Consider the following 16,323-nt stretch of genomic DNA (forward strand, 5'->3'; position numbering starts at 1 on the left):
CCGACGCTAGCCGATGGCCGGGGGACCGGTGCCGACGCGGTCACCGGTCCCGCGGCTCGCCGGGCTTGACCACCCGGAAGCGTTCGGCGACGACGAGGGTGCCCTCGTCGATGACGGGGGTACGGCCCAGGAACGCGCACACGCCGTCGCTCCGGAAGAACTCCTCGTGGGCCGCCCGCCACTCGGCCACGTCGGAGTAACCACGCCCTTCGGCCCGCGCGAAGTCGTCGTCGATCTCCTTCATGGGAACGACCCGCACGTCGACGAGTTCGATCGTGACGGCCGGACGCCCGTCGGAATCGAGCACCGAGAACCGTTGGCCGGTCTGCGGAACCGCCTCTTCGGCGTGCTCGTAGATCTCCAGGAGACCCGTGAGCGCGGTCTTGCGACCGTCCAGGATCGCCGCGACGCCACGATCCCGTTCCGGACCGGGAAAGGCGAGTTCAAGAGTCGGAAGGTCGTCATGTCCCATGCGGGGGAGGGTACGAAGCCCGGTCGTGTCGATCAATGGCGATTGCCGGGAACGGTTCGGCCGGAGCCGAATGCCTTCGCCCGTCTTCACCGCCTCCGCCCCCGGAAAACGGCTCGACGGCTGTGCGCGGTCCTGACACAGTGGCGCACCATGGCGAACCTCGAGCGTGTGACCCTCGCGGACGTGCAGCTGATGCAGGGGCTGGCACAGCGCGTCACCGCCACCCGCCCGGACCTGGTGGGCAGCGACGCGTCGTTCGGCGAGCTGGCCTGGAACTGGGGCAGGGGGCACGCGGCCGACGGTGCGAGCTGGCGGCGTCGGCTGTGGTTCTCCGGCGGGGACCTGGTGGCGTGGGGCTGGGCCTTTCTGCCGCGCCGGGTGAGGCGCAGTGACGGGTCGGTGAAGGACGTCACCGGCGCCTATCTGGCGTACCAGGTCCGTCCCGACCACGCCGGGCTGGTCGACGAGGTGATCGACTGGTACGACGGTACGGCGGCGGACGTCGAGCGTACGGTGCTGCCGTGCGCCGCCGACGGGTTCGCCCTGAAGCGCTGGGCGGCGCACGGCTACGAGCCCGACCCGGCAGCGCTCGGCGACACCGGGTCCTGGACCCAGCTCAACGAGCGGGACCTCACCGACGTGGAACAGCCCGTCCTGCCGGACGGATTCCGGTTCTGCACCGCCGACGAGGCCGGGCCGAAGGCCGCGGTCCAGGCCCATCTGGACGCCTGGGCCCCCTCGACGTACACGGCCCAGAGCTACCAGGGCGTCCGGCGGACGGAGGCGTACCGCGGCGACCTGCACCTCCTGGTGGAGGCGCCGGACGGAACGATGGCGTCCTCGACGATCATGTGGCTCGACGAGGCGAACAGGACCGCCGAGTTCGAGCCGGTCGGGACGCATCCGGACTTCCGGCGCCGGGGGTTGGCGAGGGCGATGCTCCTGCACGGGATGCGTCTGGCTCGGGCGGCCGGGGCCACCCATGCGACGGTCGCCTGCCTCGGCGCACCGGGCCATCCCGCGGCGCGCGGGCTGTACTACAGCGTCGGGTTCCGCAAGTTCACGCGGGACGCACCGCTCATCAAGGCCGGGACCGCGGGCTGAGGACCGCCACGTGCGACTCGCCGCCGCCCACTCGTCTCCCGGAGCGATGTGCTGACCCCGGAACGGGAGGGCGCGCCGGCTGGGTGCCGGCGCGCCCGGTGTCGGGGACGGTGCGGGTGTCAGCTCGCGGAGCAGCTGACCGAGCCGACCGGATAGTCGTTGCCCGTGGACGTGGCGGTGAATCCGAAGAAGACACTGCCGTCGGGCGGTACGGTCCGGTTGTAGTCGGCGGCCGTGACCGTGATCGTGCCGTCGCCGGCGGTGGTCAGGTTGCCGTTCCAGGCACTGTTGAGCGTAGTACCGGTGCCCGGCTTCCACGTCACCGTCCAGCCGTTCAGCGGTGCCGTGCCGTGGTTCATCACTTCCACGGAACCCTGGAAGCCGCCGCTCCAGGAGCTCTCCACGTTGTACACGGCCATGCAGGAGCCGGCCTGCGGGTCGGACGGGGTCGGGGTCGGAGTCGGATCCGACGGGGTCGGGGTGGGAGTCGGGTCCGACGGGGTCGGGGTCGGCGTCGGGGTCCCCGAGCCGGAGCCGCGGATGCCGGTCACCTCTCCGTGGCCGCCGTCGAAGGCGATGTCCGAGCAGGAGAAGAAGTTCTCCTGGCTGTCCGAGCGGACCCACTGGATGAAGAGCAGCGCGTCGCCCGAACGGCCGGACGGCAGCGGGAGGTTCCAGTAGTAGTGGCCGCCGTCGGTGCCCGGCGAGCCCACCTGCGGCGGGTTGCTGACCGTCTGGATCAGGTCCAGGTCGGCCCAGCGCAGCTGGGACGTGGGCGACCAGCCGGGCTTGGTCAGGTAGACGCGGAAGTCACCCGGGTGGTGCGCCCAGTTGCTGTACTGGAGCTCCATCGTGGACCCGGAGGTCAGATGGGTCCGAGGCCAGTCCGCGCGGGCGGCGTTGTAGGCGGAGAAGTCGTACGGCGAGCGGTCGCCCGCGCTGCACAGGGTGCCGTCCGGCACGTAACCGTCGTTCCGGCCGCCCGCGTTGGAGTCGAGCACCGCGAACCAGTTGTACAGCGGCGTGGCACCGCTCTTGTTCAGGGCGTCCCGGCACGCGGGGTTCGTCGGGTCGAGACTGCCGGTCGCCGTGCGGGCGTCCACGTAACACAGATAGGTGCGCGAACCGGGCATCATCGCCACGCCGTGCGCCTCGGCGCGGCCCTGACCGAGAAGGGTCAGGCCCAGTGCCGCGAGGAGGGTGGCGAAGGCCGCCGCCACCGATAAGAGTCTGCTGCGTCGAGCCACGTTCGGTCCTTCCTTCCTGGGGTGATCGTTGTCCCGCGTGCTTTTCACGCGGTGGTGCAGGCCGTGCCGTTGAGGGTGAAGGCGCTCGGTGCGGCGAAGGTGCCGCTGTAGCTGCCCTGGAAGCCGAACGTCTGGCTGCCGCCCGGCGCTATCTGCGTGTTGTGCGACAGGGCGGTCGCGGTGACGGCGCCCGAGGACGGACTCACCGTGGCGTTCCAGGCGCTGGTGACGCTCTGCCCGGAGGGCAGCGTGAAGCCGAGCTGCCAGCTGTTCACCGCCGCCGAACCGGTGTTGCGGACGGTGACGTCGGCGGTGAACCCGCCCGGCCAGACGTTCGTGGCGTACGTCACCGAGCAGGCGCTCTGGCCACCGCCGTTGCCGCCCCCGCCTTCGTTGCCGCCTCCGCCGCCGTTGCCGCCCGTGCGGACCTCCGAGGAGAACGACGTCACGGCGAGCCCGGTACCGTTCTGCCAGGGCTCGAAGCCCGCCTGCACGCTCGTCAGGTACCAGTTGCTCGCGGCCAGTTGGTGGGAGATCGCCTGCTGGACGAAGTCCATCACGTCGAAGCTCCAGCTGTTGATCGCCGACGGGGCGACGAAGGACAGCACGTCGTTGCCGCCGTTGTTGCCGGTCCACACCTGCCAGGAGCGGCCGGCGACCGTGGCCGTGCCGGTCTGCGAGCCCACCGGCTGGATCGGCCCGACCTTGTTGAACCAGACCATGATCTCCGTCCGGTTCACCCCGTCCTTGCGGGCCATCGGGTCCAGCCAGATGTCGTAGGCGGCGTCGTAGACCGCGTCGCTGACATAGCTGTACGAGATGCTGGTGGGAGCGCTGGAGATGGTGTCGAGGCGGGCCGGGAGCGCCGTACCCGGCGAGCAGTTGGTGTAGTGGCAGCCGTTGTAGACGGACGGGTACGACTTCGGTGCGCCGTTGGTGGCCACCGAGCCGTCGGCCTGGTTGATCCGGAAGCCCGAGTCCGTGACGGTGATGCACTGGGCGGCGTTGGTGCCCCAGCGGTTGTTCTGGACGACATAGCGGCCCTGGATCGTGGTCGATCCGAAGGCGTCGCAGATCTGGGTGTCGGCGTGCGCCGCCGGAGCGGCCGCCAGGAAGGCGGCGACCAGGGCGAGAGCGGTGAGGAACGCGCACAGCAGGCTGCGTGCGGTATCGAGCCGATGGGGCAGCTGTCGCATAGGGGGCCTCTTGGAGGGCGACGTCGGAGGGAGGAGTGCTCCCGGTTGCGCTTCTGTGGGAGCGCTCCCATCGGTTGAAACGGGACTATAGGAGCCATGCATGTCCCTGACAAGGCTGTGGGTGAGACAAAACGCGGATCGGGTGAGGACCCGACAGGGGCCCTCACCCGATCCGCGATCGATCACTTATGCGACTGGTGCCTCTTGTAGCGGTGTCCGCGGTGGCACTGGTGCTTGACGGAGGTGCGGTCGGTGGCGGTGTGCGTGGTGGGGTCGCCGCCGCCGCTGACGGTGGCACGGTTGGTGACGTGGCGGGGGGCGTTGCAGGAGACCTCGACCTTGACGGTGATGGACGGGTAGGAGCGCCCGGCGGGCAAGGTGTTGGTGCGTGTGCAAGTGAGGGTTTTCTGGGTGCACTTCCACCCGGGGCCGCTGATCCCGCGAGCGCGCAGCCCTCGCGGAAGGGTGTCGTGGACCGTGACGGTGGTGCCGTCGGTCGGGCCGGGCCCGGCGTTGCGGACGGTGAGGGTGTAGACGCCCCCCTTGCCGCGGTTGAGTTTCCTGGTGTGGTGCTTGGTGATGGTCAGGGTGGGTTTGAGGGTGTAGGAGATGACGAGTTGGCCGTTGTTGTTCGCCGTGCCGATCGTGGACAGCGCATAGCTTGTGCCGGTGCCCGTCGGGGTGGCGAAGCTGCTGCCTCCACCACCTCCGCCACCACCCGCCCGGCCGAAACCGCTGGTGCCGGGTGCGGCGGCGCCGCCTCCACCACCGGCGAAGTACCCTCCGCCTCCGCCTCCCCCGGCCCCGGCGGCCACGCAGAAGCTGCCGGCGTTGTTGCCGCCGGTGCCGCCGGTGCCGACCGTGGTGCCCGTGAAGCCGCTTCCTGGGTCGCCTACGGTGGGCGTGCAGCCTCCAGTGGCGGTGCCTGGCGCACCGCCGGTGCCGCCGGTCAAGGTGGTGGTGCTGCCGCCTTGCCCGGCAGATCCTGGCGAACCACCGCCATCGGATCCTCCGGTGGTGCCGCCGGCGGCGTCTGGTGTGCCACCGCTGCCCCCGTTTCCTCCCGTAATGGTGCCGGAGAAGGGGGTGCCGCCGGCGGCGCCGCCGCCGCCGGCGACGACGAGGAGGCTGGTGCCGGTGCTGACGCTGGACGCCCCGCCTCCTCCGGGACCGTGCCGGAAAGAGCCCGTGGGGTTGCTTGAGCTGCCGCCTGGTGCGCCGCCGTTGTATCCGCCGGCGCCGGTTCCGTTACAGCCGCTGGCGCCGGTGCCGCCGACATTGACGGTGAAGGTCGTCGGGGCGGTGGTTGCCGGCAGTGTGGTGATGACGCGTCCCGCGGTGCCCCCGGTCCCGGTGAAGCCGCAGACGGTGCCGGTGTTGTCGGCGCCCCCCGCGCCGTCCGCGGTGATCGTCACCACCGCCCCCGCCGGGACCGTGTAGGTCTGCGGGGCGCCGGTGAAGGTGAACGTCTGTGTCACGGGTGTGGGCGCCGCCCGAACCCGCGCCGTAGCCGCGGCCACCGGCGGGGCGGTCACGGCCAGCAGCGCCATTCCGGTGAGCACCGCGCACCCCACGGACACCGCACCCACACCCCGGCCCGAATACCGTCCACTTTGACGCTGACAAGCATTCATCTACGGGTCAAACCCTTTCCCTCACGGCGAGGCACATCGCATGCAAGCGCGCGGCCGTACACCTGGCGGGCTAAAAAGCGACAAACCGTATTAAACGCTCATAAGAGATCATTTTGTGGTCACAGTAATGTGAGAGTAGCTGCGTGTCGGAGTGGATCGACGTTCACGCTCCGCGACGGCGACCGGCCGGCGAGAACTACCAGGACCCCGCAAGGCGGTCTGCGAACGCCTCGGGCTGCTGGACGGCGCCGATGTGCCCACCGGGGAACTCCGCGAAGCCGGCGCCGTACCGCTCGGCGAGGAACGCGGCGGTGCGGTGCAGGAGCTGTCCTCGTGAGTCGGCGCCGGCGGCGAGCGTGAGAGGCGCCGAGGGAGGGGCCGCGGGCGGCACGTACGACGTGAACGGAACGAGCACATGAGCGAGGAAGAGCGCCATCGGAGAGGACAACTCCTCGTCACGGGAGAGGGGTTGGCCGTCCCGGCCGTCCTCTCCCGCCTCCCGTTCCTCCAGCACGGCGGCGAGCCGCGCGCCCGCGGCCTGCGGGCCCGCCGCCCGGTACGTCTCGTACACCTCCCGGAACCGCTCACGCTGCCGTGCCCCGTCCGGCAGCGCCGCCACGCACGGAGGCTCGTGCGCGACGACGTGCCGCAGCCGTTCCGGGTGACGGGCCAGCAGGTCCAGGGCGACGATGCCGCCTGAGCTGGTGCCGAGGACGTATGCCGACTCCCCTTCGGGCAGGACCTCGTCGAGCACCCGGCGTGCCCCGTCGCTCCACTCCTCGACCCGCTGGTCGGCTACGGGCTGTCCGAGCCGTCCGTGGGCGAGACCGAGCGGGTCGTACGTCACGACGGTGAAGCGCTGGGCGAGACGCGCGGTCATCCGGTCCAGCCCCATGGGATGCCCGGCCCCGCCGGGGATGACGAGCAGCACGGGTCCGCTGCCGGACATGTCGAAGCAGAGGTCACTCATGTGCGGCGAACTCCGTGAACTCCGACCAGGCGGTGGGGGAGAGGGCGAGCTGAGGGCCGGCGGTGTTCTTGGAGTCGCGAACGTGGATGGTGGCGGGGCAGGCGGCCACCTCGACGCAGTCGCCTGAACTGTCGCCGCTGTACGTGGACTTGCGCCAGGCGCGGGCTACTTCGACGCAGTCGCCGTCCCCGCTGCTGCTGTAGCTGCTCTTGAACCAGGCCAGTTCGTCGGTGCTCATAGCGCTCCTCGCGTCCGCTCCAGCAGGTTCCGGGTGTCGCCCGGAGAAAGAGCCTGTGAGCGCAGTTTCGCATAACGCATGTGGAGCACACTGATCGATTTCGGGTCCACGAGGAGTTGGCCGCTTCGCTGTCCTTCGCAGTACGCGAACCACTCGTTCTCCGGGGTCTCCAGCAACTGGATGGGACCGGCCATACCTGCGTGGGCGCCCAGGACCATGGGCAGCAACTGAAGTTCGATGTGTCGTGGCTTTGAGACCTCCAGCATGTGGTCGATCAGTTCACGCCTGGCATCCGGGCCGCCGGTGGCCCGATGGATGACGTACTCCTCCACGATGAAGCTGTACGCCGTGTTGGGCCGTTCCACCAGCAGGCGCTGGCGTTCCTCCCGAGCAGCGAGCTGAGCTTCGACCTGGGAGTCGGTCAGTACGGGAACTTGCTCGTCAAACAGCGTGCGCGCATACGCCTCCGTCTGCAAAAGCCCCGGCACCAGCCGGTTCTCGAAGGTGTACAAGCTGATCGCCTGCTCCTCCAGCTCCGCCCACTGGCGGAACCAGGACGCCAGCCCCTTCTCCCGGCCGACGTGCTTGTACACGCCCTTCAGCGCGCCGAAGGCGTCCAGGACCTCCTCCGCGCGCTCGACGAACACGCGGGGCGGGAAGCGTCGCCCCTGTTCGATCGACGCCACGGTCCCCGGCTGGTAGCCGACGAGCGGGGCGTAGTCCTCCTGGGTGTATCCCGCCCGCTTGCGGAAGGCCTTGTGCGCCGCCCCGAACGCCTTCATGCTGTCCGACGGTTCGGGCTCGCCGGTGGTCGTGGCCGTGCTGCTGCTGGTGTTCTCGGTCATGGCTGGTACCCCCCGACTCCAGTGAACTTCCCAACCCCGCAGGGGCACCCAGGGGCACGCCCCGTGACGCCCACTGTCCATGGCGTGAACTCCTACAGTGCGCTTCGTACGAGCGCCGTGTCTGGTCCGAGCGTCATGACCTGCGGAACCGTCGGGCCATGCACGCAGACCCCCGGCTCCAGGAGCCCGTCACCGTACGTATGTTCAGCCAGTTGTTCAGCTGCACCGCGCGAGGTGCCCGGCTCGCGCGGCGGCTCGTGGCGCATCGGATGGATGTCTGGGGCTTCCCGTACGGAAGCGAGGACGGCGAGAACGTGACCCTGGTGGTCGCCGAACTCGCCGCCAACGCCGTGCGGCACGGCCGCGTCCCCGGGCGGGACTTCCGTGTCCGGCTGCTGTGGGAGGGCGCGGCCGTCCGCGTGGAGGTGGCCGACGCGCGGACCGAACGGCTCCCGGTGCTGCGGGAGCCGGACGGGGAGGGCGGGCGTGGGCTCCAGCTGGTAGCCGCCGTGTCCGAGCGGTGGGGCGTGGAGCAACCGGCGGGCCGCGCCTACAAGGTGGTGTGGGCGGAGGTGCGGGTCAGGGAGCCAGGAGGTCCGCGAGGAAGGCGTTCGTGAACTTGCCGGTCGGGTCCAGCTCGCGGGCCAGGGCGCGGAAGTCGTCCAGGCGCGGGTAGCGGTCGCGCAGGACGGCCGACGGGGTCGTGAACACCTTGCCCCAGTGCGGGCGGGGGTCGAGGTCCGCCAGCGCCTCCTCGAGGCGGCGCACCACCGGCAGCACGGCGGCCGTGTCCTCGATCCAGGTGAAGTGCGCGGCGACGGTGTCCCGGCCGTAGGAGGGGCTCAGCCACTGCTCGTCGGCGGCCACGGTACGGATCTCGCAGGTCTGGAGCACCGGGGCGACCGTGTCCCGGATCCCGTCGAGCGCGTGCAGGGCGTCGAGGGCGTACCGGCGCGGCAGCAGGTACTCGGACTGGAGCTCGGCGCCGCTGCTCGGGGTGAACTCCGCCCGGAAGTGCGGCAGCCGCTCGTGCCAGGGTCCGGGCACGCCGAACTGCTCGGTGCAGTTCTCCGCCGGCATCCCCGGTACCGGGTGCAGCGCCACCTTGGCGGGCACCGCCCACGGGAACGCGGGCAGCGGCTGGTCGGTGCGCCGCTTGAGCCACACCTGGCGGAAGCCGGGGTCGCGCCAGTCGGTGAACAGGCTGACGCTGTAGGCGGCGGCCGCCACCGTCTCGAAGTCCAGCCCCTTCAGGGGGAGTTCGGTGAACAGGTGCTGCTCGACCTCGTAGGCCGGCTCCAGGTCCAGGGTGAGCGCGGTGACGACGCCGAGCGCGCCGAGGGAGGTGACGGCACCGCCGAACCGCGCATCGCCCCGGCCGATGACGACCGTCGAGCCGTCCGCGGTGACGATCTCCACCTCCCGTACGGGGGCGGCCAGCGGACCGTTGCCCACGCCGGAGCCGTGGGTGCCGGTCGCCACCGAGCCGGCCACCGAGATGTGCGGTAGGGAGGCCATGTTGGGCAGGGCGAGGCCGTGCACGTGCACCCGGCGGGCCAGTTCCGCGTACCGGACGCCGCCGCCCACCCGGACCGTGCGGGCGGCGGTGTCGACGTCCGCCTCGACGGGCAGCGCGTCCAGGGAGAGCAGTGTGCCCCCGGCGCCCGGGTCGGCGATCTCGTTGAAGGAGTGCCCGCTGCCCAGCACCCGCACCCGCGTGCTGTCGGCCACCAGCGTCCGCAGCGCCGCCACGGAACCCGGCCGGACCACCTCCTTGGCGGTGTAGGTGATGTTGCCCGCCCAGTTGGTCACGGTCCTGGTCATCCGTCGTCCCTCCCCATGGCGTCACACGGCGCACGCGCTTCACCGGGGAACTTACCTGACGACCCATGGGGGTGCGGATTCAGTTGCGCGACCTCTCGTTCGGTTCGGTTTGCGTGAAAGTGTGGCCGCCAGGCTGCGATATCAGTAAATTCTCGGGGTATGACTCACTCACCCCTGCCCGCGGACCTGCCTCAGACCGAGCTGACCCGCCATCGCCGCCTGCGCGAGCAGGGCAGCCTGGCTCGCGCCGACCTGGACGCGATACTCGACGCCGGTTTCGTCTGCCACCTCGGGGTCGTGGTGGAGGGGCGGCCCCTGGTCGTGCCGACCGTGTACGGGCGGGACGACCGGCGGCTCTACGTGCACGGCTCCGTCGCCAGCCGCAGCCTCGCCGGCGGCGCCCCCGCCTGTGTCACCGTCACGCACGTCGACGGGCTGGTCCTCGCCCGCTCGGCCTTCGAGCACGGTGTGAACTACCGCAGCGCGATGATCCACGGCGAGGCCCGCGAGGTCACCGACCCGGAGGAGAAACTGGAGGGGCTGCGCCGACTCACCGAGCAGTCGGCGCCGGGACAGTGGGAGTACGCCCGTCGGCCCAACCGTAAGGAGCTCGCGGCCACCACGCTCCTCGCGCTCTCCCTCGAGGAGGCCTCGGTCAAGATCCGCACCGGTGCGCCCGACGACGGTGACGGGCCGGACGCGGAGTCGGGACTGTGGGCAGGAGTGCTGCCGTTGGCCGCCTTCTGGGGCGCGCCCGTGCCCGACCCGGCGCTGGCGCCGGACATCACGCCGCCGGCTCACATCGCGCGCCGCGAGGGGACCCGGCACCACCCGCACGTGAGCGTGGGCATACCGTGAGGAGTCGTACACGCGAGTCGGGAGGAGTCAACGGGATGGGCAGCCGTACCGAGCTGGTCGAGGATCTGATGGAGCGCTTCCCGCACGTGCCGCGGGAGGCCGTCTTCAAGGAGGACCTGCTCCGGGGCGGTGTGGCCTTCGACCCGTCCGCGCTCAGTGACAACGAGAACGGTGAGGTCAAGCCGAAGTCGTACTTCATCTTCTCCTTCGACCACGGCACCCTGCCCGAACTGGGGGAGGCCGCGCTGCGGCGGCCGCCGGAGGAGATCATCCTCACCGGCGGACCGTACGACCTGCGGCGGACCGTCGTCTCCGTTCGGGTGAACCCTGCCTCGCCCTATCGTGTGGCCGCCGACGCCGAGGGGCTGCTCGGCCTCTACCTCGACGGGAAGCGGATCGCCGACGTCGGTGTGCCGCCCATGCCCGAGTACTACCGGCACACGCTGTCCAACGGGAAGTCCGTGATGGAGGTCGCCCCGACCATCCAGTGGGGCTACCTGATCTACCTCACCGTCTTCCGGGTCTGCCAGTACTTCGGCGCCAAGGAGGAGTGCCAGTACTGCGACATCAACCACAACTGGCGCCAGCACAAGGCGGCCGGCCGGCCCTACACCGGCGTCAAGGACGTGGACGAGGTCCTGGAGGCGCTGGAGATCATCGACCGTTACGACACCCAGAAGGCGTCCACCGCCTACACCCTCACCGGTGGCGCCGTGACCTCCAAGGTGGCGGGCCGCGACGAGGCCGACTTCTACGGCCACTACGCCAAGGCCATCGAGGAGCGCTTCCCGGGCCGCTGGATCGGCAAGGTCGTCGCGCAGGCGCTGCCGAAGCCGGACGTGCAGCGGTTCAAGGACTACGGCGTGCAGATCTACCACCCCAACTTCGAGGTGTGGGACCGCCGTCTGTTCGAGCTGTACTGCCCGGGCAAGGAGCGCTACGTCGGCCGTGACGAGTGGCACCGCCGCATCCTGGACTCCGCCGAGGTGTTCGGCGCGCGCAACGTGATCCCCAACTTCGTGGCGGGCGTGGAGATGGCCGAGCCCTTCGGCTTCACCACCGTCGACGAGGCCATCGCGTCCACCACCGAGGGCCTGCGCTTCTTCATGTCGCACGGCATCACGCCCCGCTTCACCACCTGGTGCCCGGAGCCCACCACCCCGCTGGGCAAGGCCAATCCGCAGGGCGCGCCGCTGGAGTACCACATCCGGCTCCTCGAGGCCTACCGCGCCACGATGGACGACTTCGGCCTCTCCTCGCCCCCCGGCTACGGCCCGGCAGGCCCCGGCCACGCAGTGTTCTCGGTCAGCTCCTTCATGGACAGCCTGCCGGCGGCGGACGAGACCCCGCGGGAGGCCGCGGAGTCGGGGGCGGGCGCGGAGTCAGGGGAGGGCGGGGCGGCGCGGTAGGATCTCGCGGTGCGTTTTCGGGTCCCGTGAGTCGATTGGGGGCTTCGGTCCGTACTACGGAGCGGAGTTGAGTACCGCGGGATCCGTCACGGCAATCGGATGTGTGGCTTGTCAGTTGTGTCAAAGCCGTGAAAAGCTCTTGCCCTGCCGCGAGGTTCCCCCCAACTCCTCCCTGAATGCAGAGAGTTGTCCTCGCCCGTGGATGCAGGAGAACCATGCCCGACCTGCCGAGCCCCAAGGACGCCATCGAGGCCGCGCTGTTCGCCGAGTGCTGGGACGCCGTGCTCTCCTACGCCGACCTGTGCACGGCCGGCTCCGGCGCGGCCGGGCGACTGGCCACGGAGGCGTTCGCGGCGGGCCTGCGCGAGGTCCGGGCCGCCGAGGCCGGTGCGTCCCGGGGCCGCCGCACGCCCCGGCTGCCCTCGATCCCGCTGACGCTGACCGCGGTGCGCGCCACCGCCGCGTCCTGGGAGGCCGACGGTCTCGGCGACCGGCTCGACCCGGACCTGCGCCTGTGGCTCAACTCCGACCAGGCCGCCCGCTGGACCGGCCCGCCGCCGCGCCGCCCGCTCGCCCTGCGCGCCCTGCGGGACCTCCAGGAACCGGACGCCGCGCTGCTGTGGCTGGCCGAGGTGGAGGCGCTGCCGTCGACCGTGGTGGCCCGCCGCCTGGGCCTTGACCCCGCGCGGGTGTCCGAGGAACTCGACCAGGTGCGGAGCCTGTTCCGGGACCGCTGCCGCCGCAACCACCTCGACACCCCGATGGACACGGAGTGCCGCCGCTACGCCGGGCTGCTGGACGCGGTCACCCGCCCCGGGTCCGCCGCCGAGACCCCCGACGACCTCTCCCGGCACCTCGCCACCTGCGAGGGGTGCGCGCAGGCCGCCGCCTGCCTGCGGCCGCACCGGGGCGGACTGCCCGCCGCGCTGGCCGGCGGTGTCATCGGCTGGGGCGGCCCGGCCTACCTGGAGCGCCGCCGCCGGGCCGCCGAGGTCCGGCTCGGCGCCCGCCGCTCCGCGGCGGCGGACACCGGTGGCGGGGAGCCGCAGGAGGGTGCCGCGAGGGCGCGGGTCGTGCGCGGCGGCCTGCTCGTCACGGCGGTCGCCCTGTCCGGGCTGGCGCTGGCCGTGTCGATGATGCCGTTCGGCGGCTCCGCGAACGACACCACGCGCGGTGAGGCCGGCAACCAGCCGGTCGCCGACGGCCGCCAGGCCGACGACCCGGCCGCCCCGCCGGTCGCCGAGTCCCTGCCGTCCGCCCCCGTCCCGGCCTCGGTGTCCGCGGCCCACGAGTCGTCCGCGAGCGGCGCGGCGACCCGGTCCGGCCGCACGAACCCCGACCCCGAACCGCAGGGCACCGCCTCGGCCACCGCCGACGGCGGCGACGCGCCGGAGGCGGGGACGGACGGGCCCGGGACGGGCGGCCCGGGAACCGGCGGGCAGGGGACGGACGGGCAGGGGAGCGCCGGGACGGGCGTCTGCCGGGTCCAGTACGACCTGACGAACCAGTGGACCGACGGCTTCCAGGTCAAGGTCACCGTCACCACCGCCCGCTCCCTGGACACCTGGAGCCTCGCCTGGTCCTTCCCCGACGGGCAGCAGATCGGCCAGACGTGGGACGCGACCGTCACCCAGAACGGCTCCCGCGTCACCGTCACCGCCACCGACTACAACAAGTCCGTCCCCGCGGACGGCACCCTCTCCTTCGGCTTCCTCGGCACCTGGCACGGCCACAACTCCACGCCGTACGACTTCACGCTCAACGGCCACAGCTGCGCGGCGGTCTGACCCCGGAGCCACGGGCCGCCCGATCCCGGGCTCCTGCCGGGCCGCCCGATCCCGGGCCGCGGACGGGGCCCGGCCCGAGGAGTGACCCGAACGGCCCTGTCGGGTACCCGCGCGGGACATGGAGGGTGGGAGGGTGTGCCGCCCACACGCGGTACCCCCGACCCGCACGCGGTACCCCCGACCGCGGTCCCGACCCGGAAGGAACCCCGATGTCCGTCGAGACGCAGCAGGCAGCCGCCGGGCTCACGGACGAGGAGCTCGCGACGCTGGACGCCCACTGGCGCGCCGCGAACTACCTCTCCGTCGGCCAGATCTACCTCATGGGCAACCCGCTGCTGGCCGAACCGCTGCGCCCGGAACACATCAAGCCACGCCTGCTCGGCCACTGGGGCACCTCGCCCGGCCTCAACCTGGTCCACACCCACCTCAACCGCGTCATCAGGGCCCGCGACCTGAACGCCCTGTGCGTCTGGGGCCCCGGCCACGGCGGGCCCGCCGTGCTGGCCAACTCCTGGCTGGAAGGCTCGTACACCGAGACCTATCCGGACATCACCCGGGACACGTCCGGCATGGCGCGGCTGTTCAAGCAGTTCTCCTTCCCCGGCGGGGTGCCCAGCCACGTCGCCCCCGAGACGCCCGGCTCCATCCACGAGGGCGGCGAGCTCGGCTACTCCCTGTCCCACGCCTACGGCGCCGCGCTCGACAACCCGGACCTGGTCGTCGCCTGCGTGATCGGCGACGGCGAGGCGGAGACCGGCCCGCTGGCCGCGTCCTGGCACTCCAACAAGTTCCTCGACCCCGTCCACGACGGGGCGGTCCTGCCGATCCTGCACCTCAACGGCTACAAGATCGCCAACCCGACCGTCCTGGCCCGCCTCCCCGAGGCGGAACTCGACGACCTGCTCAGGGGCTACGGCCACGACCCGATCCACGTCACCGGCGACGACCCGGCCCTCGTGCACCGCGCCATGGCCGCGGCCATGGACACCGCGCTCGACCGCATCGCCGCCTTCCAGCGCGCCGCCCGCGTCGACGGCGCCACCGAGCGGCCCCGCTGGCCCGTGATCGTGCTGCGCACCCCCAAGGGCTGGACCGGACCCGCCGAGGTCGACGGGCTGCCCGTGGAGGGCACCTGGCGCTCCCACCAGGTCCCGCTGGCCGGTGTCCGGGACAACCCCGAGCACCTGCGGCAGCTGGAGCAGTGGCTGCGCTCGTACCGCCCCGAGGAGCTGTTCGACGAGCACGGTGCCCCGCGCCCCGCCGTCCTGGCCTGTGTCCCGCACGGCAGCCGCCGGCTCGGCGCCACCCCGCACGCCAACGGCGGACTCCTGCTGCGCGAACTGCCCCTGCCCCCGCTGGAGAAGTACGCCGCCGAGGTCGACAAGCCCGGCGCGACCCTGCACGAGCCCACCCGCGTCCTCGGCGACCTGCTCGAAGATGTCATGGCCGCCACCGCGGACCGGCGCGACTTCCGGCTCGTCGGCCCCGACGAGACCGCCTCCAACCGCCTCCAGGCCGTCTACGGCGCCAGCGGCAAGGCGTGGCAGGCGCTGACCCTGCCGGTGGACGAGCACCTCGACCCGCACGGCCGGGTGATGGAGATCCTGTCCGAACACACCTGCCAGGGCTGGCTGGAGGGCTACCTCCTCACCGGCCGGAACGGACTGTTCTCCTGCTACGAGGCCTTCGTGCACATCGTCGACTCGATGGTCAACCAGCACATCAAATGGCTGCGCGTCACCCGCCGGCTGCCCTGGCGGGCCCCCATCGCCTCCTTCAACTACCTGCTGACCTCGCACGTGTGGCGCCAGGACCACAACGGCTTCTCCCACCAGGACCCCGGCTTCGTCGACCACATCCTCAACAAGAGCCCCGAAGCGGTCCGGGTCTACTTCCCGCCGGACGCCAACACCCTGCTGTCCGTGGCCGACCACGCCCTGCGCAGCCGCGACTACGTCAACGTGATCGTGGCCGGCAAGCAGCCCTGCTTCGACTGGCTTTCCATGGAGGAGGCCACGGTGCACTGCGCGCGCGGCGCCGGCATCTGGGAGTGGGCCGGCACCGAGGACGGCATCCGGGAACCGGACGTCGTGCTGGCCTGCGCGGGCGACGTGCCGACCCAGGAGGTGCTGGCCGCCGCCCAGCTGCTGCGCCGGCACCTGCCCGACCTGGCCGTGCGCGTGGTCAACGTCGTGGACATCGCCCGGCTGCTGCCCAGCGAGGAGCACCCGCACGGCATGACCGACTTCGAGTACGACGGGCTGTTCACCCGGGACAAGCCGGTGATCTTCGCCTACCACGGCTACCCGTGGCTGATCCACCGCCTGGCCTACCGGCGGGCCGGCCACTCCCACCTGCATGTGCGCGGCTACAAGGAGATCGGCACCACGACGACGCCGTTCGACATGGTGGTGAGCAACGACCTGGACCGCTACCGCCTGGTCATGGACGTCATCGACCGCGTCCCCGGCCTCGCGGTGCGCGCCGCGGCCGTCCGCCAGCGCATGGAGGACACCCGGCTGCGTCACCACGCCTGGATCCGCGAGCACGGCGTGGACCTGCCCGAGGTGGCGGACTGGTCCTGGGACGGCTGACCGGGACGTGTCCCCCGGTGTGCCGGGCGGCGGGCAGGATCCCATCCCCGGCGTGCGCGGACCAGGGCCGATCGGCCCTGGTCCGGGCACCCGGTTCGGTGAAGGATCCTGGAGACAGGCCGGCGCATCACGCCGACACACCACA

Annotated in this window: 14 protein-coding genes; 6 read left to right on the forward strand and 8 right to left on the reverse strand. The window is 71.5% G+C overall.

Features of this window, described 5'->3' with window-relative positions; all coding sequences use genetic code 11:
- Window positions 1–40 precede the first annotated feature (40 nt).
- Entirely contained in the window at window positions 41–472 is a 432-nt protein-coding gene (locus ACTYVM_RS12560; RefSeq protein WP_445526011.1) for an ASCH domain-containing protein, read from the reverse strand.
- A 150-nt stretch (window positions 473–622) separates the two neighbouring features.
- Between ACTYVM_RS12560 and ACTYVM_RS12565 the strand changes: the two genes are divergently transcribed.
- Window positions 623–1,576, forward strand: a complete 954-nt coding sequence (locus ACTYVM_RS12565; protein ID WP_445526012.1) for a GNAT family N-acetyltransferase — start codon at window positions 623–625, stop codon at window positions 1,574–1,576.
- 119 nt (window positions 1,577–1,695) lie between these two features.
- On the opposite strand, the gene ACTYVM_RS12570 is transcribed toward ACTYVM_RS12565, so the two are convergent.
- From ACTYVM_RS12570 to ACTYVM_RS12595, 6 genes are all read right to left on the reverse strand, one after another.
- Window positions 1,696–2,823: a lytic polysaccharide monooxygenase auxiliary activity family 9 protein gene (locus ACTYVM_RS12570; RefSeq protein WP_445526013.1), complete on the reverse strand. Its 1,128-nt coding sequence runs from the start codon at window positions 2,821–2,823 to the stop codon at window positions 1,696–1,698.
- Window positions 2,824–2,867: 44 nt separating this feature from the next.
- Window positions 2,868–4,019, reverse strand: coding sequence for a glycoside hydrolase family 12 protein (locus ACTYVM_RS12575; protein WP_445526014.1), 1,152 nt, complete (start codon window positions 4,017–4,019; stop codon window positions 2,868–2,870).
- A 182-nt stretch (window positions 4,020–4,201) separates the two neighbouring features.
- Window positions 4,202–5,599 carry a hypothetical protein gene (locus ACTYVM_RS12580; protein ID WP_445526015.1) on the reverse strand — a complete coding sequence of 466 codons (1,398 nt, stop codon included), beginning with the start codon at window positions 5,597–5,599 and terminating at the stop codon, window positions 4,202–4,204.
- Between the two features lie 250 nt (window positions 5,600–5,849).
- Window positions 5,850–6,623, reverse strand: coding sequence for an alpha/beta fold hydrolase (locus tag ACTYVM_RS12585; protein ID WP_445526016.1), 774 nt, complete (start codon window positions 6,621–6,623; stop codon window positions 5,850–5,852).
- Entirely contained in the window at window positions 6,616–6,861 is a 246-nt protein-coding gene (locus ACTYVM_RS12590; protein ID WP_445526017.1) for a DUF397 domain-containing protein, read from the reverse strand. Before ACTYVM_RS12590 ends, ACTYVM_RS12585 begins: the two co-directional genes overlap by 8 nt.
- Window positions 6,858–7,706: a helix-turn-helix domain-containing protein gene (locus tag ACTYVM_RS12595; protein WP_445526018.1), complete on the reverse strand. Its 849-nt coding sequence runs from the start codon at window positions 7,704–7,706 to the stop codon at window positions 6,858–6,860. Before ACTYVM_RS12595 ends, ACTYVM_RS12590 begins: the two co-directional genes overlap by 4 nt.
- Window positions 7,707–7,864: 158 nt before the next feature.
- Between ACTYVM_RS12595 and ACTYVM_RS12600 the strand changes: the two genes are divergently transcribed.
- On the forward strand, window positions 7,865–8,323 hold the full coding sequence (locus ACTYVM_RS12600) for an ATP-binding protein (RefSeq protein WP_445526019.1): 459 nt from the start codon (window positions 7,865–7,867) through the stop codon (window positions 8,321–8,323).
- Here the strand turns inward: ACTYVM_RS12600 and ACTYVM_RS12605 are convergent.
- Window positions 8,286–9,530: an FAD-binding protein gene (locus tag ACTYVM_RS12605; RefSeq protein WP_445526020.1), complete on the reverse strand. Its 1,245-nt coding sequence runs from the start codon at window positions 9,528–9,530 to the stop codon at window positions 8,286–8,288. The genes ACTYVM_RS12600 and ACTYVM_RS12605 overlap by 38 nt on opposite strands.
- Window positions 9,531–9,689: 159 nt before the next feature.
- Between ACTYVM_RS12605 and ACTYVM_RS12610 the strand changes: the two genes are divergently transcribed.
- The 4 genes from ACTYVM_RS12610 (at window position 9,690) to ACTYVM_RS12625 (ending at window position 16,178) form a co-directional block, all read left to right on the forward strand.
- On the forward strand, window positions 9,690–10,388 hold the full coding sequence (locus ACTYVM_RS12610) for a pyridoxamine 5'-phosphate oxidase family protein (protein WP_445526021.1): 699 nt from the start codon (window positions 9,690–9,692) through the stop codon (window positions 10,386–10,388).
- Window positions 10,389–10,423: 35 nt separating this feature from the next.
- Window positions 10,424–11,797 (forward strand): radical SAM protein, encoded by a 1,374-nt coding sequence (locus ACTYVM_RS12615; protein ID WP_445526022.1) that lies wholly within the window; start codon window positions 10,424–10,426, stop codon window positions 11,795–11,797.
- Between the two features lie 215 nt (window positions 11,798–12,012).
- Window positions 12,013–13,584 (forward strand): cellulose binding domain-containing protein, encoded by a 1,572-nt coding sequence (locus ACTYVM_RS12620; RefSeq protein ID WP_445526023.1) that lies wholly within the window; start codon window positions 12,013–12,015, stop codon window positions 13,582–13,584.
- Between the two features lie 209 nt (window positions 13,585–13,793).
- Window positions 13,794–16,178, forward strand: coding sequence for a phosphoketolase family protein (locus tag ACTYVM_RS12625; RefSeq protein ID WP_445526024.1), 2,385 nt, complete (start codon window positions 13,794–13,796; stop codon window positions 16,176–16,178).
- Window positions 16,179–16,323 lie beyond the last annotated feature (145 nt).

This window comes from Streptomyces cyslabdanicus (assembly GCF_052663305.1).

Excerpts from the sequence above, each read along its gene's own strand:
- ACTYVM_RS12560 (WP_445526011.1), bottom strand. The coding sequence starts at position 472 with ATGGGACATGACGACCTTCCGACTCTTGAACTCGCCTTTCCCGGTCCG.
- ACTYVM_RS12565 (WP_445526012.1), top strand. The coding sequence starts at position 623 with ATGGCGAACCTCGAGCGTGTGACCCTCGCGGACGTGCAGCTGATGCAG.
- ACTYVM_RS12575 (WP_445526014.1), bottom strand. The coding sequence starts at position 4,019 with ATGCGACAGCTGCCCCATCGGCTCGATACCGCACGCAGCCTGCTGTGC.
- ACTYVM_RS12585 (WP_445526016.1), bottom strand. The coding sequence starts at position 6,623 with ATGAGTGACCTCTGCTTCGACATGTCCGGCAGCGGACCCGTGCTGCTC.
- ACTYVM_RS12590 (WP_445526017.1), bottom strand. The coding sequence starts at position 6,861 with ATGAGCACCGACGAACTGGCCTGGTTCAAGAGCAGCTACAGCAGCAGC.
- ACTYVM_RS12595 (WP_445526018.1), bottom strand. The coding sequence starts at position 7,706 with ATGACCGAGAACACCAGCAGCAGCACGGCCACGACCACCGGCGAGCCC.
- ACTYVM_RS12600 (WP_445526019.1), top strand. The coding sequence starts at position 7,865 with ATGCACGCAGACCCCCGGCTCCAGGAGCCCGTCACCGTACGTATGTTC.
- ACTYVM_RS12605 (WP_445526020.1), bottom strand. The coding sequence starts at position 9,530 with ATGACCAGGACCGTGACCAACTGGGCGGGCAACATCACCTACACCGCC.
- ACTYVM_RS12610 (WP_445526021.1), top strand. The coding sequence starts at position 9,690 with ATGACTCACTCACCCCTGCCCGCGGACCTGCCTCAGACCGAGCTGACC.
- ACTYVM_RS12615 (WP_445526022.1), top strand. The coding sequence starts at position 10,424 with ATGGGCAGCCGTACCGAGCTGGTCGAGGATCTGATGGAGCGCTTCCCG.
- ACTYVM_RS12620 (WP_445526023.1), top strand. The coding sequence starts at position 12,013 with ATGCCCGACCTGCCGAGCCCCAAGGACGCCATCGAGGCCGCGCTGTTC.
- ACTYVM_RS12625 (WP_445526024.1), top strand. The coding sequence starts at position 13,794 with ATGTCCGTCGAGACGCAGCAGGCAGCCGCCGGGCTCACGGACGAGGAG.